This window comes from Pseudomonas sp. Marseille-Q5115 (genome assembly GCF_916618905.1).
Lineage (GTDB): Bacteria > Pseudomonadota > Gammaproteobacteria > Pseudomonadales > Pseudomonadaceae > Aquipseudomonas > Aquipseudomonas japonica_A.
This window is the reverse complement of record NZ_CAKAKI010000001.1, coordinates 1,690,691-1,709,913: the sequence shown is the minus strand read 5'-3', so window position 1 is coordinate 1,709,913 and position 19,223 is coordinate 1,690,691. Positions and strand designations below refer to the sequence as shown.

General features: G+C 63.0%; 12 protein-coding genes and 1 pseudogene. 6 read left to right on the top strand and 7 right to left on the bottom strand.

Annotated elements, in window-relative coordinates; genetic code table 11:
• Positions 1-51 precede the first annotated feature (51 nt).
• The 5 genes from LG385_RS08015 to LG385_RS07995 all read right to left on the bottom strand — a co-directional run bounded on the left by LG385_RS08015 (position 52) and on the right by LG385_RS07995 (position 7,805).
• Positions 52-4,140 carry a M10 family metallopeptidase C-terminal domain-containing protein gene (locus tag LG385_RS08015; protein WP_225773821.1) on the bottom strand — a complete coding sequence of 1,363 codons (4,089 nt, stop codon included), beginning with the start codon at positions 4,138-4,140 and terminating at the stop codon, positions 52-54.
• A 726-nt stretch (positions 4,141-4,866) separates the two neighbouring features.
• Entirely contained in the window at positions 4,867-5,745 is an 879-nt protein-coding gene (locus tag LG385_RS08010) for a transporter substrate-binding domain-containing protein (RefSeq protein ID WP_225773820.1), read from the bottom strand.
• Positions 5,742-6,503, bottom strand: coding sequence for an amino acid ABC transporter ATP-binding protein (locus tag LG385_RS08005; protein WP_225773819.1), 762 nt, complete (start codon positions 6,501-6,503; stop codon positions 5,742-5,744). The genes LG385_RS08010 and LG385_RS08005 overlap by 4 nt, the downstream gene beginning before the upstream one ends.
• Entirely contained in the window at positions 6,500-7,159 is a 660-nt protein-coding gene (locus LG385_RS08000) for an amino acid ABC transporter permease (protein ID WP_225773818.1), read from the bottom strand. The genes LG385_RS08005 and LG385_RS08000 overlap by 4 nt, the downstream gene beginning before the upstream one ends.
• Entirely contained in the window at positions 7,140-7,805 is a 666-nt protein-coding gene (locus LG385_RS07995; protein WP_225773817.1) for an amino acid ABC transporter permease, read from the bottom strand. The genes LG385_RS08000 and LG385_RS07995 overlap by 20 nt, the downstream gene beginning before the upstream one ends.
• A gap of 341 nt (positions 7,806-8,146) precedes the next feature.
• Here LG385_RS07995 and LG385_RS07990 point away from each other — a divergent pair, with 341 nt between their 5' ends.
• On the top strand, positions 8,147-9,559 hold the full coding sequence (locus LG385_RS07990) for a YncE family protein (protein ID WP_225773816.1): 1,413 nt from the start codon (positions 8,147-8,149) through the stop codon (positions 9,557-9,559).
• A 1-nt stretch (position 9,560) separates the two neighbouring features.
• Here LG385_RS07990 and LG385_RS25665 read toward each other — a convergent pair whose 3' ends face one another.
• Together LG385_RS25665 and LG385_RS25660 are read right to left on the bottom strand one after the other, a co-directional pair.
• Positions 9,561-10,397 (bottom strand): methyl-accepting chemotaxis protein, encoded by an 837-nt coding sequence (locus LG385_RS25665; RefSeq protein WP_413247363.1) that lies wholly within the window; start codon positions 10,395-10,397, stop codon positions 9,561-9,563.
• A gap of 12 nt (positions 10,398-10,409) precedes the next feature.
• A pseudogene (locus tag LG385_RS25660) lies at positions 10,410-11,471 on the bottom strand (cache domain-containing protein); the annotation flags it as partial.
• A 298-nt stretch (positions 11,472-11,769) separates the two neighbouring features.
• Here LG385_RS25660 and LG385_RS07980 point away from each other — a divergent pair.
• From LG385_RS07980 to LG385_RS07960, 5 genes are all read left to right on the top strand, one after another.
• The gene (locus LG385_RS07980) at positions 11,770-13,875 is read left to right on the top strand and encodes a 3-hydroxyacyl-CoA dehydrogenase NAD-binding domain-containing protein (RefSeq protein ID WP_225773814.1); all 2,106 of its coding nucleotides are present in this window, start codon (positions 11,770-11,772) and stop codon (positions 13,873-13,875) included.
• Positions 13,872-15,053 (top strand): acetyl-CoA C-acyltransferase, encoded by a 1,182-nt coding sequence (locus tag LG385_RS07975; protein ID WP_225773813.1) that lies wholly within the window; start codon positions 13,872-13,874, stop codon positions 15,051-15,053. Before LG385_RS07980 ends, LG385_RS07975 begins: the two co-directional genes overlap by 4 nt.
• Positions 15,054-15,068: 15 nt before the next feature.
• Complete coding sequence (locus LG385_RS07970) at positions 15,069-16,262, top strand: acyl-CoA dehydrogenase family protein (RefSeq protein ID WP_225773812.1); 1,194 nt, start codon at positions 15,069-15,071, stop codon at positions 16,260-16,262.
• 10 nt (positions 16,263-16,272) lie between these two features.
• A complete protein-coding gene (locus LG385_RS07965; RefSeq protein ID WP_225773811.1) occupies positions 16,273-17,421 on the top strand; it encodes an acyl-CoA dehydrogenase family protein in 1,149 nt (382 codons plus the stop codon).
• Between the two features lie 233 nt (positions 17,422-17,654).
• Positions 17,655-19,223, top strand: coding sequence for an ABC transporter ATP-binding protein (locus LG385_RS07960; RefSeq protein WP_225773810.1), 1,569 nt, complete (start codon positions 17,655-17,657; stop codon positions 19,221-19,223).

Genomic DNA, 19,223 nt, shown 5'->3' with positions numbered 1-19,223 from the left:
CCAACGCGCCGTCGCCTGAAGGCCGCAACCTTCAAGCGGGCGCCCGTTCCCCTACCCCATCAGGTCCACCGAGCGGAGCTCATCGACACCTACCATCCGCACCTCGAAGTCCGGCGTGCCGTTGGCATCCTGGCTGCCCTGCAGCACGCCATCGGCGAACCGCAGCTCACCGGTGGCATCGGCACTGAACGCCGCGCTGCCGATGAATTTGAAGGCATCCTTGGCCGCTGTGAGCGGATTGGCATCCAGGCCGGTGAGATCGATCTTGTCGCCCTCGGCCTCACTGAACCCCTCGATCTGATCGCCCGCTGCGCCCACGCCCATGTCGTGCCATGCACTGAACCGGTACACATCGGCACCGCCGCCGCCGGCCAGGGTGTCACTGCCGCCCTTGCCATCGAGTACGTTGTTCCCCGCGTTGCCCGTCAGCGTGTTATCCAGCGCATTGCCTATGCCCGCCAGCGCCTTGTTACCGGCAAGGTCGAGCGCTTCGACGTTGTTGCCCAGCGTCCAGCTCACGGAGCTTTGCACGGTATCGATATGAGCCGTGTTGGCGTCGGTTTCAGTCACGGTGTCGCCAACGTTGTCGACGATATACAGGGTGCTGCCCGTGCCTTTGCCGATCAGCGTATCGGCGCCCACGTCACCATTGAGCACCTGGCTTTCCGAGCCGGTCGCCACCAGGGTGTCGGCGACGTCGGTGCCCTGTACCCGCCCATTCTGGTTCGAGCTCGAGGCGGTGATGGCGCCAGGGTCGTTGTTGTCGCCGGGGTTACCCTTGTAGCCCAGGTCGTTGGCGATGTAGTCCGCCAAACGCTGGCCGACGATTTCGGCTGACTCTTCGTGCAGGTGCCACACGTCATCGGGGTACGTCACCGGGTCCACTTCCTGGCGCAGCGGCAGGTCGGTGTAGTCAACGGCGAGTTGTACGTCCGCGCGCTCGGCGGCCATGGCTTCCTGGGCGTGCCGCACATGCACGGTGCCGTCGACAATCCCGGCGATCTTGCTTTCGGAATAGCCCCGGTAGCGGGCGCCGTCCTCGGCATAGTGGCCGGTTTCCATCAGGTAAACCGTAAAGTCTCCCAGCTGTGCATGCAGGTAGTCGAAGACCTTCAAGGTCGAGGCTTTGTACAGGGCTTCCGCTGCCGTTTTGTCGCTGGCCCTGGCAATTGCCTGGGCGCCCTCCTCGCCCTGGCCCCAGATGATGTCCAGGTTTACCGGGTCGGTCTTGCTCAGGGTCGCAATCTGGCTCTTGAGCAGATCGACTGCCCGGGTAAGCACAGGCCCTGGCTTGTTGGTGTCGGTGAACCACCAGCTCAGGGCCTTCTCCGCGGCTGTATCTGTAGAAAGCCCGGTGACGGTGGTGCCGCCAATGGCGATGTCCACGGGGTTGCCGTTGGAGTCATTGAACTGGCTGCGCACATCCAGAGGCGTATAGCGGCTCAGGTCCTTGACCAGTTCGGTGATACCCGACTGGCTGTCGTCTTCGGTCACCCGCATCAGGCGTGCGTTGGACTGGCCGAGGGTGGGCAGGAATTCGATGCCCGCCGTGGTGTGTGGGGCGAATACGAAGTCGCTGGACGTCAGCGCAAGGTTGCCACTGAGGGCAACCTCGAAGCGATTGCCGTCGCTATCTGCATCGTTGGTTTTGATGTAGGTCTTGTTGGAGGAGGCGCTGTACGTTGTGTACAGCGTATGCCCGCTGCCGCTCCCAAGGGCAAAGAAGCCCAGCGCGCTGACGTCGATCTTGTCCTGGCCGCGGACGAAATCGAAGATAGTGTCGGTGGCCGTCATGCCGCCCGAGTCATAGTCGCGGTAGCTGTCCAGCATTTTGCTGAAGCGGAAGGTATCGGCGCCGCCCTGCCCATAGAGCGAATCTTTTCCGGCGCCGCCGTCGAGCGTGTCATTGCCATCCCCCGCCTTGAGGGTGTCGTTGCCGGCCAGGCCTAGCAGCGACTCGCCGCTGGCGGTGCCCACCAGGTTGTCGTTGCCGCTGGTCCCGGTCAGGTTGGTGCCTGAGGTACCGGCGAAGATGAACTTGCTGGCGCTCAGGTTGGACAACTGGTTGCCTTGTAACGAGATCTCCAGGCGTTCCCCAGCCGCATCCGCCACGAAGGACTTGATGTAGGTTTTGCTGCCATCACTGCTGGTGCTCACCTTGACGGTGGTGCCGTAGCCATCACCCAGGCCGGTGATACCCAAGGCAGAGAGGTCGATGCGGTCGGTGCTGAAGTCCTTGATGAGGTCGCTGGCCACCGTGCCGCTGGTGCTACGGTAGCTATCGCTGCGCGCGGTGTAGACGAAGGTGTCGGTGCCTGTGCCACCGGTCAGCGTATCGACACCCGCGCCACCGGTCAGGCGGTCGTTGCCTCCCATCCCTTCGATGCGGTCCTTGCCTGCCAGGCCGTTGATGGTATTAGCCGGGCCGTCGCCTATCAGAACGTCATCGCCGGCCGTGCCATTGAGCGGGTTGGCCACGGCGGCCGCTGCCAAGGCGGTGACTGCCACTGCGGCATCCAGGTTCAGGACATCGAGCTTGGCAGTGGATGTTTTGGCAAACACGAAATTGGACGCCTTGAGGCTGCTCAGGTAATTGCCAGTCAGGCCCAGTTCGAAGCGCACGCCGTTGCCGTCGGCGTCAAAGTCCTTGAGGTAGGTAAGGTTGCTGGTTGCGTTGTAAGAAACGTTCAGGGTGTTGCCGTGCCCGTTGCCCAGCCCGGTGAAACCCAATGCTGCCACGTCGATCTTGTCGCCGCTGGCGCTGAAGTCGGTCACCGTATCCTTGGCTGTCAAACTGGCCGTGCGATAGCTGTCAGTGGCGGCCGTGAAGCGGAAGGTATCACTGCCCGAACCGCCGGTGAGCTTGTCCACGCCCGCCCCGCCCACCAGCACGTCGTTGCCGCCGGCGCCATTGACCGTGTCCTTCCCGGCATAGCCCATCAGGGTTTCGCCGGCACCGGTACCCATCAGGTTGTCGTTGCCGCTGGTGCCGATCAGCGAGCCCTGGCTCCCGCTGACGGTGCTGCCGTCGCCGTAGAGCGCCGTGTCACCGCGGGAGACGTGGCTGATGGTGTTATTGATCAGGGTATTGTGATCGGTGCCTTTCTCATCCACTTCGGCCACACCATAGGTGGACCGGTCGCTGCCGACGATGGTGTTTCCCTGGATCAGGTTATTGCTGCCATTGAAGTAGTCACCGGACGCCCCACGGCTATCGTCATACGACTGAATCACGACTTCCGGGGAGGTCACCGCCAGGGAATTCTTGTGAATGGAATTGTTCAGCAGCTCCACGTCCGAGCTGCCGTACAGGCGGACTCCGGAGCGAGCATTGTCGTGGATATCCACCCCGCTGACGGTCACATCATGAACCAGCTTGAGCAGCACCCCTTCGGCCTTGTTACCGTAAACGCTCCCGCCACTGATGACGATGTCGTTCGGTGCAGCGAGGTCTTCGTCACCGCGCTGTAGCACGATGCCGGTGCTGCCGTTGTTGTAGGCGTTGTTGTCGCGCATGGTGAAGTCGTTGGTGCTGGTCACCACATTGAAGCCGTGGCGGTCATTGCCGTAGCTGGTGTTGTTCACGAACGAGCTGTTCACCAGGTAATCGGCAACGAAGCCGTCCAGGCCGTTTCCGTGCGCCACGCTGTTCTTGAGGACCATGTTCCAAGTCTGCTCATGGGGGTCGAAACCATAGCCCGAGCAGTTTTTGACTTCGACGCTGTCGATGGTGACATTGGAGTCGTGCCCGGCTTTGCCAGGAATATAGCCGTTGAACCAGCCGTCAATCTTGCCTGTTGTGTTGGCGCGGTTACCGTCGATGGTCAGGTCCTTGATCCCGAAATCGTGATTCTGCTCCCCGTACTCCGAGCGGATCACGCCAGTGATCTTGGTATCGGAACCATCCGCAACCTTGATGATTGTCTTGCCCATTCCAGCACCGTACAGATGGACGTTATTGCGCAGCATCAAACAGCCATCGCCGGGCTCGTCCCCTGCAGAAACCTTATAGGTACCGGCGGGAACATACACCTCACCACCGCCTGCCTTGTACGCCGCCTCGATAGCGCGCTGGATGGCCTGCGTGTCGTCCGCAACGCCATTACCTTTCGCTGAATAATCTTTCACGTTATAAATCAAGGGGTTTATCTCCATGATGGGCTGGCATCGAAAAATGGTTACGTGCGGGTTGCTCACGCAGGTATTCGTCTCTCGCTGATGCCTTTTCTGGCATTAAAAAATTGAACAAAGCCGTGGTTAACTTTTAATGGCGTCAATATTCTTGGAACTTACGGCGCCACTCATCGAGAATGACTCTCTAGATAATCAACCTCTCTTCCAGATACCCTCTGCCTCAGGAACTTTAAAGCCGCTTTTACTGGGCGCGCAGTACTACTCCAACGCCGTATGCAATCGCGGAAAACCCTTAAACATCAATGAGTCACAGGGTTTTCTAGCATTCATATTGCCGCAATAAATGATTGCAAATTGAGATCAGCAATTGACCAGAGGGATGGTGGCATATTAGTTAGTTGTGTCTGAGTTCATTACTGCCTTTCCCGGGTACCATAGTCGCAAGTCTCGGAGATAGCTAATGACTGCGCTCAATTAGCTGCGAGAGAAATGCCGGATAACTTCGGCACGGGATGAATGGCCGTCAACAAAAAGTCAAGGCTTGCACATCGGCCTCCATGGGCGTGGCGCTATGCCTGGAGATGTTGGAGCGCGGGCGAACGCCCATAAAGGTATGGCGTGAGGAGGATGGCGACCTGATGATCAGCCATCTCGGCTCGCAGGCCATGGAGACAGCAAGAAGCGGCCGGATGGCCCTGCCGCTTCGCTTGAAGCTCACGCGTGCTGGTGCATTCAGGACCCGCTGTTGGCCTTCCATTGCCCGCCTTCGACGATCACCGCCGCCGGGTCGGTGCCAGGCGCCAGCTTGTCCCGTACGTACTGGTCGTACAGCTTGAGCAGGTATTTCTCTTCACCCAGGCGGGCCAGCTCGGTGTTCACCCAATCCCGCAGTTCGCTGTTGCCTTTCTTGACCGCCGGCGCGATGGGCGCTTCGTCGCCCAGCGGCTGGGGAAGCAGGCGGTAGCCCGGGTGTTCCTTGGCCCAACTGAACAGCACGAGATTGTCCTGGGCATAGGCATCGCCCCGGCCATTGGCCAGCGCCTGCAGGGATTCGGAGTTCTTCTCGAACTTGAGCAGTTTCCAGTCCGGGTGATTGCGGGTCAGCCACAGGTCGGCGGTGGTACCGGTGGTGACGATGATGGTTTTGTCCTTGAGTTCGTCCAGTGCTTTCACCGGGCTGCCTTCAGGGACCAAGGCCTGCACCGCGACGCGCAGGTTGGGGTTAGTGAAATCCACCACCTGCTGGCGCTCGGGCGTGACCGTCATGTTCGCCAGGATCAGGTCGACCTTGTCGCTCTGCAGGAAGGGAATGCGGCTGGCCGGCTCCACCACCACGAATTCCACCTTTTTCTCGTCCCCGAGCAAGTCCTTGGCAAAGCGCTTGGCAAGGTCGGTATCGAAACCGACGTAGGCGCCTTTCTCATCCACGAAACCGAACGGGGGCTTGTCGCTGAACACACCCACCACCAGCTTGTCGCGGGCCTTGATCGTGGCGATCGAACCGGCGGGCGCGCTGGCGGTGCTGGCGGCTTTGGCCGCTTCGGCCTTGTCGCACCCGGCCAGCAGGCCCAGGGCGAACAAGGGGAATAACACGGCAGCTTTAACACTCATGAGGCTTTCCTTCCTGGCAAATTTTCTACGTAAGAGAAGCGTTCCAGAAACTGCTGCGCGCGTGCGGTCTGCGGGGAACTGAAAAAACGCTCGGGGTCGTTCTGTTCGGCGATGCGGCCGCCGTCCATGAATACGATTCGGTCGGCCACCGCCCGGGCGAAGGCCATTTCGTGGGTAACGATCACCAGGGTCATGCCCCCCTTGGCAAGGTCCAGGATCACTTGCAGCACTTCCTTGACCATCTCGGGGTCCAGGGCGGCGGTGACTTCGTCGAACAGCATCACTTTTGGGTTCATGCACAGCGCCCGCACGATGGCGATACGCTGTTGCTGCCCACCCGACAGTTCGCGGGGCCACGCGTGGGCGCGCTGGGCCAGCCCTACCCGCTCCAGCAAGGCCATGGCTTGTGCCTGGGCCTCGGCGCGGGGCCGGCCTTGAACCCTTAGCGGGCCCAGCAGAATGTTGTCCAGCACGGTCATGTGGGGGAACAGGTTGTAGCTCTGGAACACCATGCCCACCTGTTGACGCACACGCTGCCAGTCGCTGTCTGCGGTGAGCGCTTCTCCCGCCAGGCGCAGGGTGCCGCCATCCCCTTGCTCCAAGCCATTGAGGCAGCGCAGCAAGGTGCTTTTGCCGCAGCCGCTGGGGCCGAGGATCACGATCACTTCCCCTTCATGCACTTGAAGGTCCACGCCTTGCAGAACCGGGGTGCCGGCGAAATGTTTGGTGAAACCGGCCAGCTCGATCAATGCGCTCATGAATGATTCCAGCGTCGTTCCAGGCGCCGCGACATGCTCGACAGCGGGTAGCACACCAGGAAGAAGAATACGAAAAGAAACCCGTAGATCAGCACCGAGGCATAGGTGCGCTCGATGATCTGCTGGCCCACCTTGGTGATGTCCACCACCCCGATAAGTACGGCCAGGGAGCTGGTCTTGATCACGCGGGTATACACGTTGATCACCCCCGGAGTGATCTGCTTCACCGCCTGCGGCAGCAGCACCCAGGCGTACAACTGGCTCGAGCGCAGCCCGATGGCCAGGCCTGCGTCTCGCTGGCCACGGGGCAGTGACTGCAGGCCACCGCGTACCACTTCGCCTACCTCAGTGGCGCCCCACAACCCGAGCACCAGCACGGCACAGGCGAACGCTGGCAGGTTGATCCCCAGCATGATGGGTAGCCCGAAGAACCCCAGGTACAGCCATACCAGCACCGGTATCGCCCTGAACAATTCAAGCCACACGCGCAACACTGCATTCAGCCAGCGCACCTCCAACGTGCGGCCAATACCCTGCAGCGCGCCCAGCACCGTGGCCAGGGCGATGGCCAAAGCAGAAATACCCAACGTGCGCGCCGCCCCGGTCGCCAGCTGCGGCGCGGCCTGCCATAGCAGTTCAAAACCCGTAGTGGCCACGTTGAAGCCTCCGTTCCAGGTGGCCCAGCAGGAGGGACAGCGGTAAAAACAGCAGCAGGCACACGCCGGTCAGTACGGCGAGCATTTCGTAGGTTTTGTAGTAGAGCGCGATGTAACTCTTGGTGGTGTAGAGAAGTTCCGGCACCGCCACGGCAGATACCACCGTGGTTTCCTTGAGCAGGAAGATCACATTGGCGAACAGTGCCGGCAGGCTAAAGATCCCGGCCTGGGGCAGCACTACATAACGCAACAACTGCAAACGGCCCAAACCGATCGCCTGGCCCGATTCAAGCTGCGCCTTGGGCACCGCTTCCACACCGGCGCGCACCACTTCGGTGAGGTATGCCCCGCCCAGGAAAGTCATGGCGATGATCGCCGAGGCAAAACCACTGACCTGCACACCCAGGCTCGGCAGCGCGAAATAGATGAAGAACAGCTGGATCAGCAAGGGGGTATTACGCGCCAGCTCTACATACACCCTCACCGTCACGGCAGCGCCTGGCACCCCCAGCACCAGCGCCGCGTTGGTCAAAAGCGAAACGGCCAGGGACGCGATGATCGCCAGGCAGCCTACTTTAAGTGTCATCAGGGTGGCGGCCGCGAAGCTCGGCAGGGTAGACAGTAAGAACGCGACGTCGAAGGTCATCCGCGCAGCGCTCCAGGGCGCGACGCGGACGGATGGCAGATCAGGCAAATACGCATTTCACACGCCCTTTGGGCAAGAACCCACTAGAAGGAAAATAGTTGTTTTTTATAGCTTATTTGAAGTTATTACGACGCAGTAATACCTGTTTCGCATAAGCATAGAGCGGTGCTTTGGCAAACCATTGGCAAGCAGGCCATCAAGGGCCGGGGAGCAGATAGGGAAAGGCATCGCCTGATGGCACTTTTTTGTATCATTTTGCGAATGGTTCTTGTTAACCTTCGCCACCGCTTCGCAACCACTGGGTTGCGCGCGCCTGCTGTCTATTCAACAAGGAGTCCCAGATGGGAACAGGCAACGCCCGCCTGGCGCCGACCGGCCGCCAGCTCTGCACCATGGTTTCGCTGCTCAGCCTGATGGCCTTTGGCGTGCAAACCGCCCAGGCCGCTACGGTGTTCGATGCGCCAGACGCCACCTATAAAGGTGAGATCAACGCACAGGGCCCCCGTGGCACCGCCATTACCGCAGGCAGCGAAGTGCAGCTGCAGGGGCGCGACTTCAAGCCGGGGCAGCGGATTACCCTCATGCGCGGCAACACTGTGCTGAACACGGACGCCTACGTGGCGGATGAAAAAGGCACGTTCAGCGCCAGCCTGAAGGTGCCGGCCGATGCGGCGGTGGGCTTGCAGCCTATCCTGGTGGCGGTCAGCAACCCCTCGGCTGCGGCCGTGTTCCCGCTGAAAGTGTCGCCGGTGGTACCGGTGTCCAATACCCAGGCCTACAAGCAGGTCAGCGCCAAACTGGCGCCCGGGCTGTATCAGTCTGCTGTCAGCGCCAAAACCGGCGCGGTGTTCGTGACATCCGCCGTGGGCCGCCCGCCAGTGAAGGCCTCGGAGCTGCTCAAGCTCAACGGCGAAACGCTCGCCGTGGAAGCCCGGGTTACCCCCGCAGCTGCTCCCGGCAGCGACGACGGCAGCGTGTTCGCCGTGTATGGCGTGGGCGTGGACGACCAGAACGGCAACGTGTGGGTCACCAACACCCGCCAGAATGCCGTAGCCGTGTACCGGCAGGCTGATCTTAGCCTGGTCAAGCAGTTCGCCCCGGGCACCGTGGCCCACGCCCGTGACGTGGTAATCGACCCAACGCTGGGCCGCGCCTTCGCCTCGGCGACCGGCACGCCGGTGATTGCCATGTTCGACACCAAAACCCTGGCCGAACCTACCCCGATCCAGGTCAAGTCGCTGAAATGGGGCAGCCAGTTCTCCGTGGCCAGCCTGCACCTGGACGCAGCGGCCCACAAGCTGTACGCCGTGAGCCTGAGCACCGAAGAAGCCGCAGTAGTGGATGCCAAGACCGGCACGGTAGAGAAAGTGATCCCGGTAGAAGGGATCAAGATGGCCATGGGCGTAGCGTATGACGCCAAAACCAACCGCCTGTTCGTGGCCGCTCAGGGCAGCGACAACCTGGCTATCGTCGACCTGGCCAGCGGCAAGACGCTGCACCGGGTGAGCACCGGCGCCGGCCCGCTGAACGTGGCGTTCGACCCGGTCAAGCGCCTGGCGTACGTGACCAACCGCGTGTCCGGTACCCTCTCTGTGGTAGACCCGGACGGCAAGCTGGTCGCCAACCTGCCCGACGGCACCTTCCCCAACCACGTGACCGTGGACGGGAAAGGCAACGTTTACGCCGTGAACAAAGCCAAGGGTCAGGACGACGCCGAAGGCGATCGCATCACCCGCTTCACCCCGGTGAAATAAGCTACTTCCCTCGGCTGAGCCCGCCCAGCCGGCTGGAGATCGCCTGCATGCCTTGCCCCAGCTCGCGCAGGGCACTGGCATCGCGGGCGCCCTCCTCACTGGCTGTGTGAATCCGCACGGCCAGTTCGTTGATCTCATGGGTCACATGGCTTTGCTGCTGCGCCGCCACGGCAATCTGCTGGGCCCGCTGCACGATGTCGTCGAAGCTGCTCACCGTGGTGCCCAAGGTACCCGACACACCACTGGCCTGATGCACCGCTTCACGGGTGCGCTCGGCACCGTTCTGCATGGTGGTCACCGCCACCGTGGAAGCCTGGCGCAGCTGGGTGATCATCTCCTGGATCTCGTTGGCCGACGTTTGCGTACGGCCTGCCAGGGTGCGTACTTCGTCCGCCACCACGGCGAACCCTCGGCCCTGCTCCCCGGCACGCGCGGCTTCGATAGCGGCATTGAGCGCCAGCAGGTTGGTTTGCTCCGAGATGGACTTGATCACGTCCAGCACACTACCTACACGCTCGATGTCGGTACCAAGCCGGGTGATCGCCCCTGCCGCACCATTGATGTCGCCGGCCAGCGCCTCGATCGACTGGCTGTTGCGGTGTACCTGCGTCTGCCCGTCCTGGGCGTCCAGCAGCGAGCGGCGGGCAGTTTCCGAGCAGTCACTGGTATTGCGCGCCACTTCGCTGGCACTGGCGGACATTTCAGTCACCGCCGCAGCCAGCAGGGTGTTGTCTTCGCGCTGCGCTTCGGCCCGCTCGGCCAGCCCGCTGGACAAGTGGGCGAGCGCGTTGGCCTGAGCCTCCAGCGATACCGATTCATCGGCGATCCGCTTGAGCATGTCGCGCAGCGAGCCCGCATAGCGGTTCACCGCCGCGCGCAGGGCGCCGATTTCGTCGGCCCGGCGGATGTCCAGCTCGGTGTCACCCTGCCCACCTTCGCCGAGGCGAGCGATCTGCGCGGTGGTTTCTTCCAGTTGCGACAGCAGCCGCTTGCCGGCGAACCAGGCCAGGCCCAGCAACAGGCCCAGCAAGGGCAGCAGGAACAACATCATTTGTTGAGTGAGTTCATTGGCCAACCCCACTACCCGCGCTTGCGGTGTGACCAGGCCAATGCGCCAGCCCGTGCTTTCCATGATTTCCAAGGTAACGTAGGCCGGCCCGCCCAAGCGGCCGTCTTCGTCCAGGTACAAGGTTGCAGGGGCGGTATTCTTGTTGCCGAGGCTCGCCGCTACCGGTTGCAGCCAAGGCATGGCCTTGGCCAGGTTGGCCATCGTCGGCAGGCTGCCTTTATCACCCTTGGCCTCGGGGAAGAACAGCACGTTGCCGCTTTGGTCCACCGCAAAGGCGTAGCCACCCGTCACGTTGCCCTTGGCCTTAAGGAAGTCGGCCAGGCCGTCCAGCTTCAAGTCCACGGTGGCAACGCCGGCAAACGCACCATTGGCCTGGTACGGCACGCTGCAAGTGGTCATGGCCACGCCGCTGATCGGGTCCTGATACGCGTCGGACCATACACAGCGGCCACCAGGCGCCGTGCGTGCGCCGGTGTACCAGGCTTCGGCATGGTACGGGGCCGCCTGCGCGCCGTTGTACTCCTCGGAATAGTCCAGGCCGTTACTGGCATTGCGCGCCCAGAAGAAACTGCGCCGCTCTATACCCGGGGTAAAGGCATTAGGCTCTGGCCACAGGCCGCCACCGGCGATGGCACGGTCACCCTGGCTGTCGATCACGCCCGGCAGGTTGGCCTTCACCAATGCTTCATCGTGGGGAAGGCTCTGGGCCAGGTGCGCCACTGCGGCGGTGGTCCCTTCGATACGGTTGAGCTGCAACGCCAGCTGCCGGGTGATGGCGCTCGCGGACTGCTCCGCCGCCTCGGTGCCAGCTGCGATCAGCCTCGGCTTGCCGCCGATGGCCATCACCGCGTAGATCGCCAGTGCGGTGAGCGCCAGCAGTGCCAGAATGCCGAAGGTCATGCGCCCGGCGATACGCGTAGGTAAAAGGGCCATAGGGGGCTCCAGAACAAGGGGTGTCTGGACGGTGTTACGGCTGCGGTTGGCAAAGGTTGAGTGTGCGCGGCGGGAAGTGGCGTGGGGGGCGACGGGCGGGCACAGCTACATGCCTTCCCCGATTGGGTACCCCATAAACCCAGTGAATAGCGGTGTGATTGTTTTGCGCAGCGGTCTAGGGTTGCAAAAAAACAACAGGAGGTGCGGCATGGCGGCGCAAGTGCGATTCCAGCAGTCAGGCAACCTGGGGTGGATCACCCTCGACAACCCCCCGGTTAACGCACTCAGCCAGCCGCTCCGTGCTGGCCTGATGGCAGCGCTCGAGCAAGCAGCGCAGGCCTCGGGCCTCGATGCGCTGCTGTTGCTGGGCACTGGCCGATTGTTCTGCGCCGGTGCCGACATCAAGGAATTCAGCGCGCCGCCCATGGCCCCCGCCCTACCCGACGTGATCGCTGCCGTGGAGGCCTTCAGCAAGCCGGTGATCGCGGTGCTGCATGGCAGCGCCCTCGGTGGCGGGTTGGAGCTGGCATTGGGCGCGCACTACCGCATCGCGACAACCGGTACATCGCTGGGCCTGCCCGAAGTAAAGCTGGGGCTGTTGCCGGGTGCCGGTGGTACCCAGCGGCTACCCCGTGTAGTCGGTGTGCCTAAGGCGCTGGACATGATCGTCAGCGGCGCTCCCATCACCGGTGAGGCAGCTTTGGCCGCTGGCTTGGTCGATACCCTTTATGAGGGTGATGCCCTTCAAGCGGGTACGGCCTATGCCCTTGAACTTCTCACCCAGGGAGGTGGGGTGCGCCGCACCGGTGAACGCACCGCAGCCCTGGAGGGCAATGACCCGCAGGCGTACTTCTCGGAACAGAAGGTCAGCGTAGAAAAGCGCTTTCCCGGCCTGTATTCCCCGTTGCGCTGTGTGATGGCGGTGCAAGCCTCGATTCGGCTGCCTTTGGCCGAGGGGTTGAAACGCGAGCGTGAGCTGTTCATGGAATGCCTGCAGTCTCCGCAACGGGCCGGGTTGGTGCACGCCTTCTTCGCGGAGCGAGAAGCCAGCAAGGTGCCGGGCGTTACCGCGGACACACGCCCCCGCTCCGTTGAGCACGCTGCCGTGGTGGGCGGTGGCACCATGGGCGTCGGGATTGCGCTGTGCTTCGCCAACGCAGGCCTGCCGGTGAAGTTGCTGGAAGTGGATGAAACAGCGCTTGCACGCGCCTTGCAACGTGCACGCGACACCTACGCCGCCAGCGTGAAGCGCGGCAGCCTCAGCCCCATCGATATGGAGCAGCGCCTGGGCTTGATCGAAGGCGTTACCGATTACGCTGCCCTGGCCGAAGTCGACGTCGTGGTTGAAGCGGTGTTCGAGGACATGGCGGTGAAGCATCGAGTGTTCGAAACGCTGGACGCCGTGTGCAAGCCCGGCGCCCTCCTCGCCTCCAATACGTCCTCCCTGGACCTGAACGAAATCGCCACCGCCACGCGCCGGCCGGAGGACGTGATCGGCCTTCACTTCTTCAGCCCCGCCAACGTGATGCGCCTGCTTGAGGTGGTACGTGGTGCCCGCACGTCAGCCGAAGCGTTGGCCACCGGTCTGGCGTTGGGCAAGCGGCTGAAAAAGGTAAGCGCCGTGGTGGGTGTGTGCGATGGCTTCGTGGGCAACCGCATGCTGTTCCAGTACGGGCGCGAGGCGGAGTTCCTGCTCGAGGAAGGTGCCACCCCCGAACAGGTGGACGCAGCACTGCGCAGCTTTGGCATGGCCATGGGGCCGTTCGCCATGCGTGACCTGTCGGGGCTGGACATCGGCATGGCGATCCGTAACCGCCAGCGCCAGCAACTGCCCCCGAACTACCCGCTGCCTTGCCTGCTGGACCTGCTGTTCGAAAAAGGCATGCTGGGGCAAAAAACCGGCTGTGGCTTCTACCGCTACGAAGCCGGCGCCCGCACGCCCCTGCCTAACCCTGAGCTGCCCGCATTGCTCCAAGCCGCTTCCCGCCAGCAAGGCGTGGAGCGGCGCGCCTTGAGCGATGAATACATCCTGGACCGAACCCTCCTGGCCTTGGTGAACGAGGGCGCGAAGCTGCTGGACGAAGGCATCGCCCTGCGCGCCAGCGACATCGACCTGATCTACCTCAACGGCTATGGCTTCCCGGCATTTCGCGGCGGCCCGATGTTCTATGCGGACACGTTAGGCCTGGGTACCGTAATGGAACGCATCGAAGCCTTCCACCGCGAGCTTGGCGCCTGGTGGGAGCCCGCGCCACTGCTGCAGCGGCTGGCCCGCGAAGGCGGCACCTTTACCGGCAAGGGGGCCAGCGCATGAACGACGCCGTTATCGTGTCAACCGCCCGCACTGCTATCGGCAAGGCGTTCCGCGGCGCGTTCAATAACACCCACGGCGCCGTGCTGGCTGGCCATGTGGTCAGCCATGCGCTGAGCCGCGTAGACCTGGACCCTGCCGTGGTCGAAGACTGTGTGCTGGGCTGCGGCCTGCCCGAGGGCGCCACCGGCAAGAACATCGCCCGATTGGCGGCCGTGCGCGCCGGGTTGCCGTTGAGCGTGGGCGGCGCCACTGTGAACCGCTTTTGCGGGTCGGGCCTGCAAGCGATCGCCCAGGCTGCCTATTACATTCGGGCCGAAGGAGTGGCCGCCATGATCGCGGGCGGGGTGGAATCCATCAGCCTGGTACAGCCCACCCTGAATCCGAACGGGATACAGGAGGCCGGCTTGTATCAGTTGAAGCCCGACCTCTGGCTGCCCATGATCGACACCGCGGACATCGTCGCCCAGCGATACGGCATCAGCCGCCAGGCCCAGGACGAATACGCCCTGCTCAGCCAGCAGCGCACGGCCGCCGCTCAGCAGGCCGGGCGCTTCGATGCCGAGATCGTGCCGCTGGCCAGCGTGCGCCAAGTGACCGACAAGGCCAGTGGAGAAACGCGAGAAGAAGCGGTGACCCTCACCCAGGATGAATGCAGCCGTGCATCCACCACCCTGGAGGCCTTGGCCGCGCTGGCGCCGGTGCGCGGCGCCGATCAGTTCGTCACTGCCGGCAACGCAAGCCAGCTCTCGGACGGCGCCAGCGCCTGCCTGCTGATGGACAGCCGCGTTGCCGCACAACAGAACCTTGCCCCGCTGGGCATTGTGCGAGGCTTTGCGGTGGCCGGCTGCGAGCCGGACGAAATGGGCATCGGCCCGGTGTATGCCGTGCCCAAACTGCTCAAGCGCCACGGCCTGACCGTGAACGACATTGATCTGTGGGAGCTGAACGAGGCGTTCGCCTCCCAGGTGATCTATTGCCGCGACCGCCTGGGCATCGACCCTTCAAAGCTGAACGTGAATGGCGGCTCCATTGCCATCGGCCATCCCTATGGCATGACCGGCGCTCGAATGGTCGGCCATGCCCTGCTCGAAGGGCGGCGGCGCGGCGCGCGCTATGTCGTCGTCACCATGTGCATCGCCGGCGGCATGGGTGCCGCGGGCCTGTTCGAAATTGCCTGACCACACGGGGTAGACATGGACATTCATTACACCGAGCCACAACAGCAGTTTCGCCGAGAGGTAGAGGCGTTTCTGGCCGAGCGATTGCCAGCGCCTATTGCCCGCAAGGTATTGCTGGGCAAACGCTTGGCCAAGGCAGACATGCAAGCCTGGCACGCCATCCTCGCCGCCAGGGGGTGGCTGGCCAACAGTTGGCCGGCCGAACTGGGCGGCACCGGCTGGGACCCGATCCAGAAGCACATTTTCGACGAAGCCTGCGCGGCGGCCGGCGCGCCTCGGATAGTCCCGTTCGGGGTGAACATGGTGGCCCCGGTGATCATCCGCTTTGGCACCCAGGCGCAGAAGGATTTCTACCTGCCGCGCATACTCTCGGGCGAGCACTGGTGGTGCCAGGGCTACTCGGAGCCCGGCGCCGGCTCGGACCTTGCCAACCTGAAAACCCGCGCCGTGCGCGAGGGCGACCACTACATCGTCAATGGCCAGAAAACCTGGACCACCCTTGGGCAGTACGCCAACTGGATTTTCTGCCTGGTGCGCACCGATGCCCAGGCCCAGCCGCAGCGTGGCATTTCTTTCCTGCTGATCGACATGGCCACGCCGGGCATCACCGTACGGCCGATCATCACCCTGGACGGCGAGCACGAAGTCAACGAAGTGTTCTTCGACAATGTGCGGGTGCCGGTAGCCAACCTGGTAGGTGAAGAAAACCAGGGCTGGACCTGCGCCAAGTACCTGCTCACCCATGAACGCACCGGGCTGGCCGGCATCGGTACGTCAAAGGCGGCCCTGCGCCAACTCAAAAAAGTGGCGGCCCAGGCGCAAAGCGGCGGCAAGCCCTTGCTCGAAGACCCGCTGTTCCGTGCCCAGGTCGCAGACGTGGAGATGCAACTGCGGGCCATCGAGGTCAGCACCTTGCGCATCTGCGCAGCGGCCAGCAATGGCGGCGTGCCGGGTAGCGAGAGCTCGATCCTCAAGGTAAAGGGCACCGAGATCCGCCAGGCGATTTCCCACCTGTTACGCAAAGCCATCGGCCCCTATGCCCTGCCACTGGTAGAGGAAGAGATGGTGCTGAACGACGAACAGCCACTTTATATGGAGGACAGCGCACCGCTGGCCAGCGAGTATTTCAACCTGCGCAAGCTGTCGATCTTCGGCGGGTCCAACGAGATCCAGAAAAACATCGTCACCAAAATGATTCTCGAACTCTAAGGGGCGGGCCATGGACTTCAACCTCAGCCAAGAGCAGCAGATGCTGCAAGACACCGCCGCGCGGCTGGTGCGCGATCAATACACCTTCGAGGCCCGCCAGGCCCATGCCGCCACTGCACTGGGCTATTCGCGTGAGTTCTGGGCGCAGTTAGGCGAGCTTGGCCTCACCGCAGTGCCCTTCGACGAAAACGCGGGTGGCATGGGCGGCAGCAGTGTCGACCTCATGCTGATCATGACCGAACTCGGCCGCGGCTTGTGCCTGGAGCCCTACCTGCATTCAGTGGTGTTCGCCGGCGGGCTGCTGGCTCAGCTGGGAACGGCGGAGCAACAGGCTCGCTGGTTGGGGCCGGTGGCGAGCGCCGAGACGCAGCTGGCCGTGGCCCTCGAGGAGCCTCACAGCCACTATTGCCTGAACCATGTGGAAACCCGCGCCGAGGCCGTGCCCGAAGGTTATCGGCTGAGCGGGCGCAAGGTGGCAGTGATCGCAGGCCATAGCGCCGATGCCATCCTCGTCAGTGCCCGCACCCACGGCGAAGTTGGAGATGAAATCGGCATCAGCCTGTTTGTGCTGGCGCCCGATACAGCCGGCGTACGCCGCCGCGACTACCCTACCGTGGACGGCCCGCGTGCCTGCGAGCTGTTCCTTGATGGCGCCGTGGTGCCGGCCAGCGCGGTACTGGGGGAAGTGGGCCAGGCGTTCGATGCATTGCGCTATCAACAGGGCCGCGCCATCGCCGCTCAGTGCGCTGAGGCGTTGGGGAGCATGCAGGCAGCCTGTGCGCTGACCCTGGACTACCTCAAAACCCGCAAACAGTTTGGCGTGCCCATTGGCAAGTTTCAGGTGTTGCAGCACCGCATGGTGGACATGCACACCGAGCTACAGCAGGCTACCTCCATGGCCATTCTGGCCGCCTGCGTGGCCGACGAACCCGACAGCCTCGAACGCTCCCGTACCCTCGCCAACGCCAAGTTCATCTGCAGCCGCGCCGGGCGGTTCATCGCTGAGCAGGCGATCCAGTCCCATGGCGGGATTGGCATGACCTGGGAGTATGTGCTTGCCCACCACGCCAAGCGCCTGGTGATGCTCAGCCACCAGTTCGGCGACGATGATCACCACCTACAGGCGTATGCGGCGATGATGGATATGGCTGTGGCATGACATTTATTCCCAAGCTAGCGCCGGATGGCCGGCGATAGCCTGGGAATGGACTAACGCTCCATGCCTCAATCCAGTTCGGCACAAGCTTACCCCGCACCACTTCGGCGCCCGCTCATGCTCCGCCCCTCCAGGCCCACCGCGCTTACTAGCCATGCATGGGCCATGCGAGCAAAACCTGACCTGTTGGCCAGCTAATTGCTTTATCAGGGCCAGCCACCCTGAACGAGCCTGCCATGCCTTCTACCACCGCAAGCCCGCGCCTGCATCTGCGCCAGATCACCAAGCGCTACCCGGGCTGCCTTGCCAACGACGTCATCGACCTGCGTATCGACGCCGGGGAAATCCACGCCTTGCTGGGCGAAAACGGCGCGGGTAAAAGTACCCTGATGAAGATCATCTATGGGGTCACCCAGCCAGACAGCGGCGAGATCCTCTGGGAAGGCGAGCGAGTGCGCATGCGTAACCCCGCCCAGGCACGCTCCTTGGGCATCGGCATGGTGTTCCAACACTTCTCACTGTTCGAAACCCTCACCGTAGCCCAGAACATCGCCTTGGCCATGGGGCCCGGGCAAACGCCAAAGCAACTGGAGCCGCGCATCCGTGAGGTGTCCGCCCGCTACGGCATGAGCCTGGCCCCAGAGCGGCTGGTGCACAGCCTGTCCATCGGCGAACGCCAGCGGGTCGAGATCATTCGTTGCCTGATGCAAGACATCCGCCTGCTGATTCTCGATGAGCCCACTTCTGTGCTTACCCCGCAAGAAGCGGAGGACCTGTTCGTGACCCTTCGGCGCCTGGCGGCCGAAGGCTGCAGCATTCTGTTCATCAGCCATAAGCTGGGGGAAGTCCGCGCCTTGTGTCACAGCGCCACGGTGTTGCGGGCTGGCCGGGTGTCAGGCCAGTGCGTGCCCAACGAGAGCAGCGACCTGGCGCTGGCGCGGATGATGGTCGGCGATGCCGAAGGGCTGGAAACCGAATACGCGAAGGCCACGGGCGGCGTCGATTTTCTCAACGTGCAGCAACTCTCGTGGCACAACCCCGATCCGTTTGGCTGCTCACTGAAAGCAGTGGACCTTGCCGTACGCCGCGGGGAAATCGTCGGTATCGCCGGCGTGGCCGGCAATGGCCAGGACGAACTGCTGGCCTTGCTCAGCGGCGAACGCACCCTCGCCACGGCCGATAGCGCATGCGTGCAGTTTGCCGGCAAGCCTGTGGGCGACCTGCGCCCGGATGCCCGTAGGGCCCTGGGATTAGGCTTTGTACCCGCCGAGCGCCTGGGCCATGGCGCGGTACCCGACATGAGCCTGGCAGACAACGCCCTGCTCACCGCCTTCGGCCAAGGGCTGGTAAGCAAAGGGCTGATCCAGCGCGGCAGGGTTGTGCAACTGGCCGAAACCATCATCGAGCGCTTCGGGGTGAAAAGCGCAGGAACGCATGCTGCGGCACGAAGCTTGTCGGGCGGCAACCTGCAGAAATTCATCCTTGGCCGGGAAATCCTTCAACAGCCCCGCCTGCTGGTGGCAGCGCACCCCACGTGGGGCGTGGATGTGGGGGCGGCGGCAACTATTCACCGTGCCTTGATCGCCTTGCGCGATGCCGGCGCGGCGATCCTGGTGATTTCCGAAGACCTGGACGAGCTGTTCCAGATCTGCGACCGCCTCGGCGCACTCAGTGCCGGGCGCCTCAGTACATTGAAGCCAACCACAGAGACCACCCCGGTGGAACTGGGCGGCTGGATGGCTGGCCGTTTCGAGGCCATGGCGCCCGCGAACGATTCTCCCCTTTCACCGGCAATGCCCGCATAA

What these genes read in the sequence shown, in the direction of transcription:
- LG385_RS08010 (WP_225773820.1), bottom strand. Translation starts at nt 5,745, where the DNA reads ATGAGTGTTAAAGCTGCCGTGTTATTCCCCTTGTTCGCCCTGGGCCTG.
- LG385_RS08005 (WP_225773819.1), bottom strand. Translation starts at nt 6,503, where the DNA reads ATGAGCGCATTGATCGAGCTGGCCGGTTTCACCAAACATTTCGCCGGC.
- LG385_RS07995 (WP_225773817.1), bottom strand. Translation starts at nt 7,805, where the DNA reads ATGACCTTCGACGTCGCGTTCTTACTGTCTACCCTGCCGAGCTTCGCG.
- LG385_RS07990 (WP_225773816.1), top strand. Translation starts at nt 8,147, where the DNA reads ATGGGAACAGGCAACGCCCGCCTGGCGCCGACCGGCCGCCAGCTCTGC.
- LG385_RS25665 (WP_413247363.1), bottom strand. Translation starts at nt 10,397, where the DNA reads ATGCTCAAGCGGATCGCCGATGAATCGGTATCGCTGGAGGCTCAGGCC.
- LG385_RS07980 (WP_225773814.1), top strand. Translation starts at nt 11,770, where the DNA reads ATGGCGGCGCAAGTGCGATTCCAGCAGTCAGGCAACCTGGGGTGGATC.
- LG385_RS07975 (WP_225773813.1), top strand. Translation starts at nt 13,872, where the DNA reads ATGAACGACGCCGTTATCGTGTCAACCGCCCGCACTGCTATCGGCAAG.
- LG385_RS07970 (WP_225773812.1), top strand. Translation starts at nt 15,069, where the DNA reads ATGGACATTCATTACACCGAGCCACAACAGCAGTTTCGCCGAGAGGTA.
- LG385_RS07965 (WP_225773811.1), top strand. Translation starts at nt 16,273, where the DNA reads ATGGACTTCAACCTCAGCCAAGAGCAGCAGATGCTGCAAGACACCGCC.
- LG385_RS07960 (WP_225773810.1), top strand. Translation starts at nt 17,655, where the DNA reads ATGCCTTCTACCACCGCAAGCCCGCGCCTGCATCTGCGCCAGATCACC.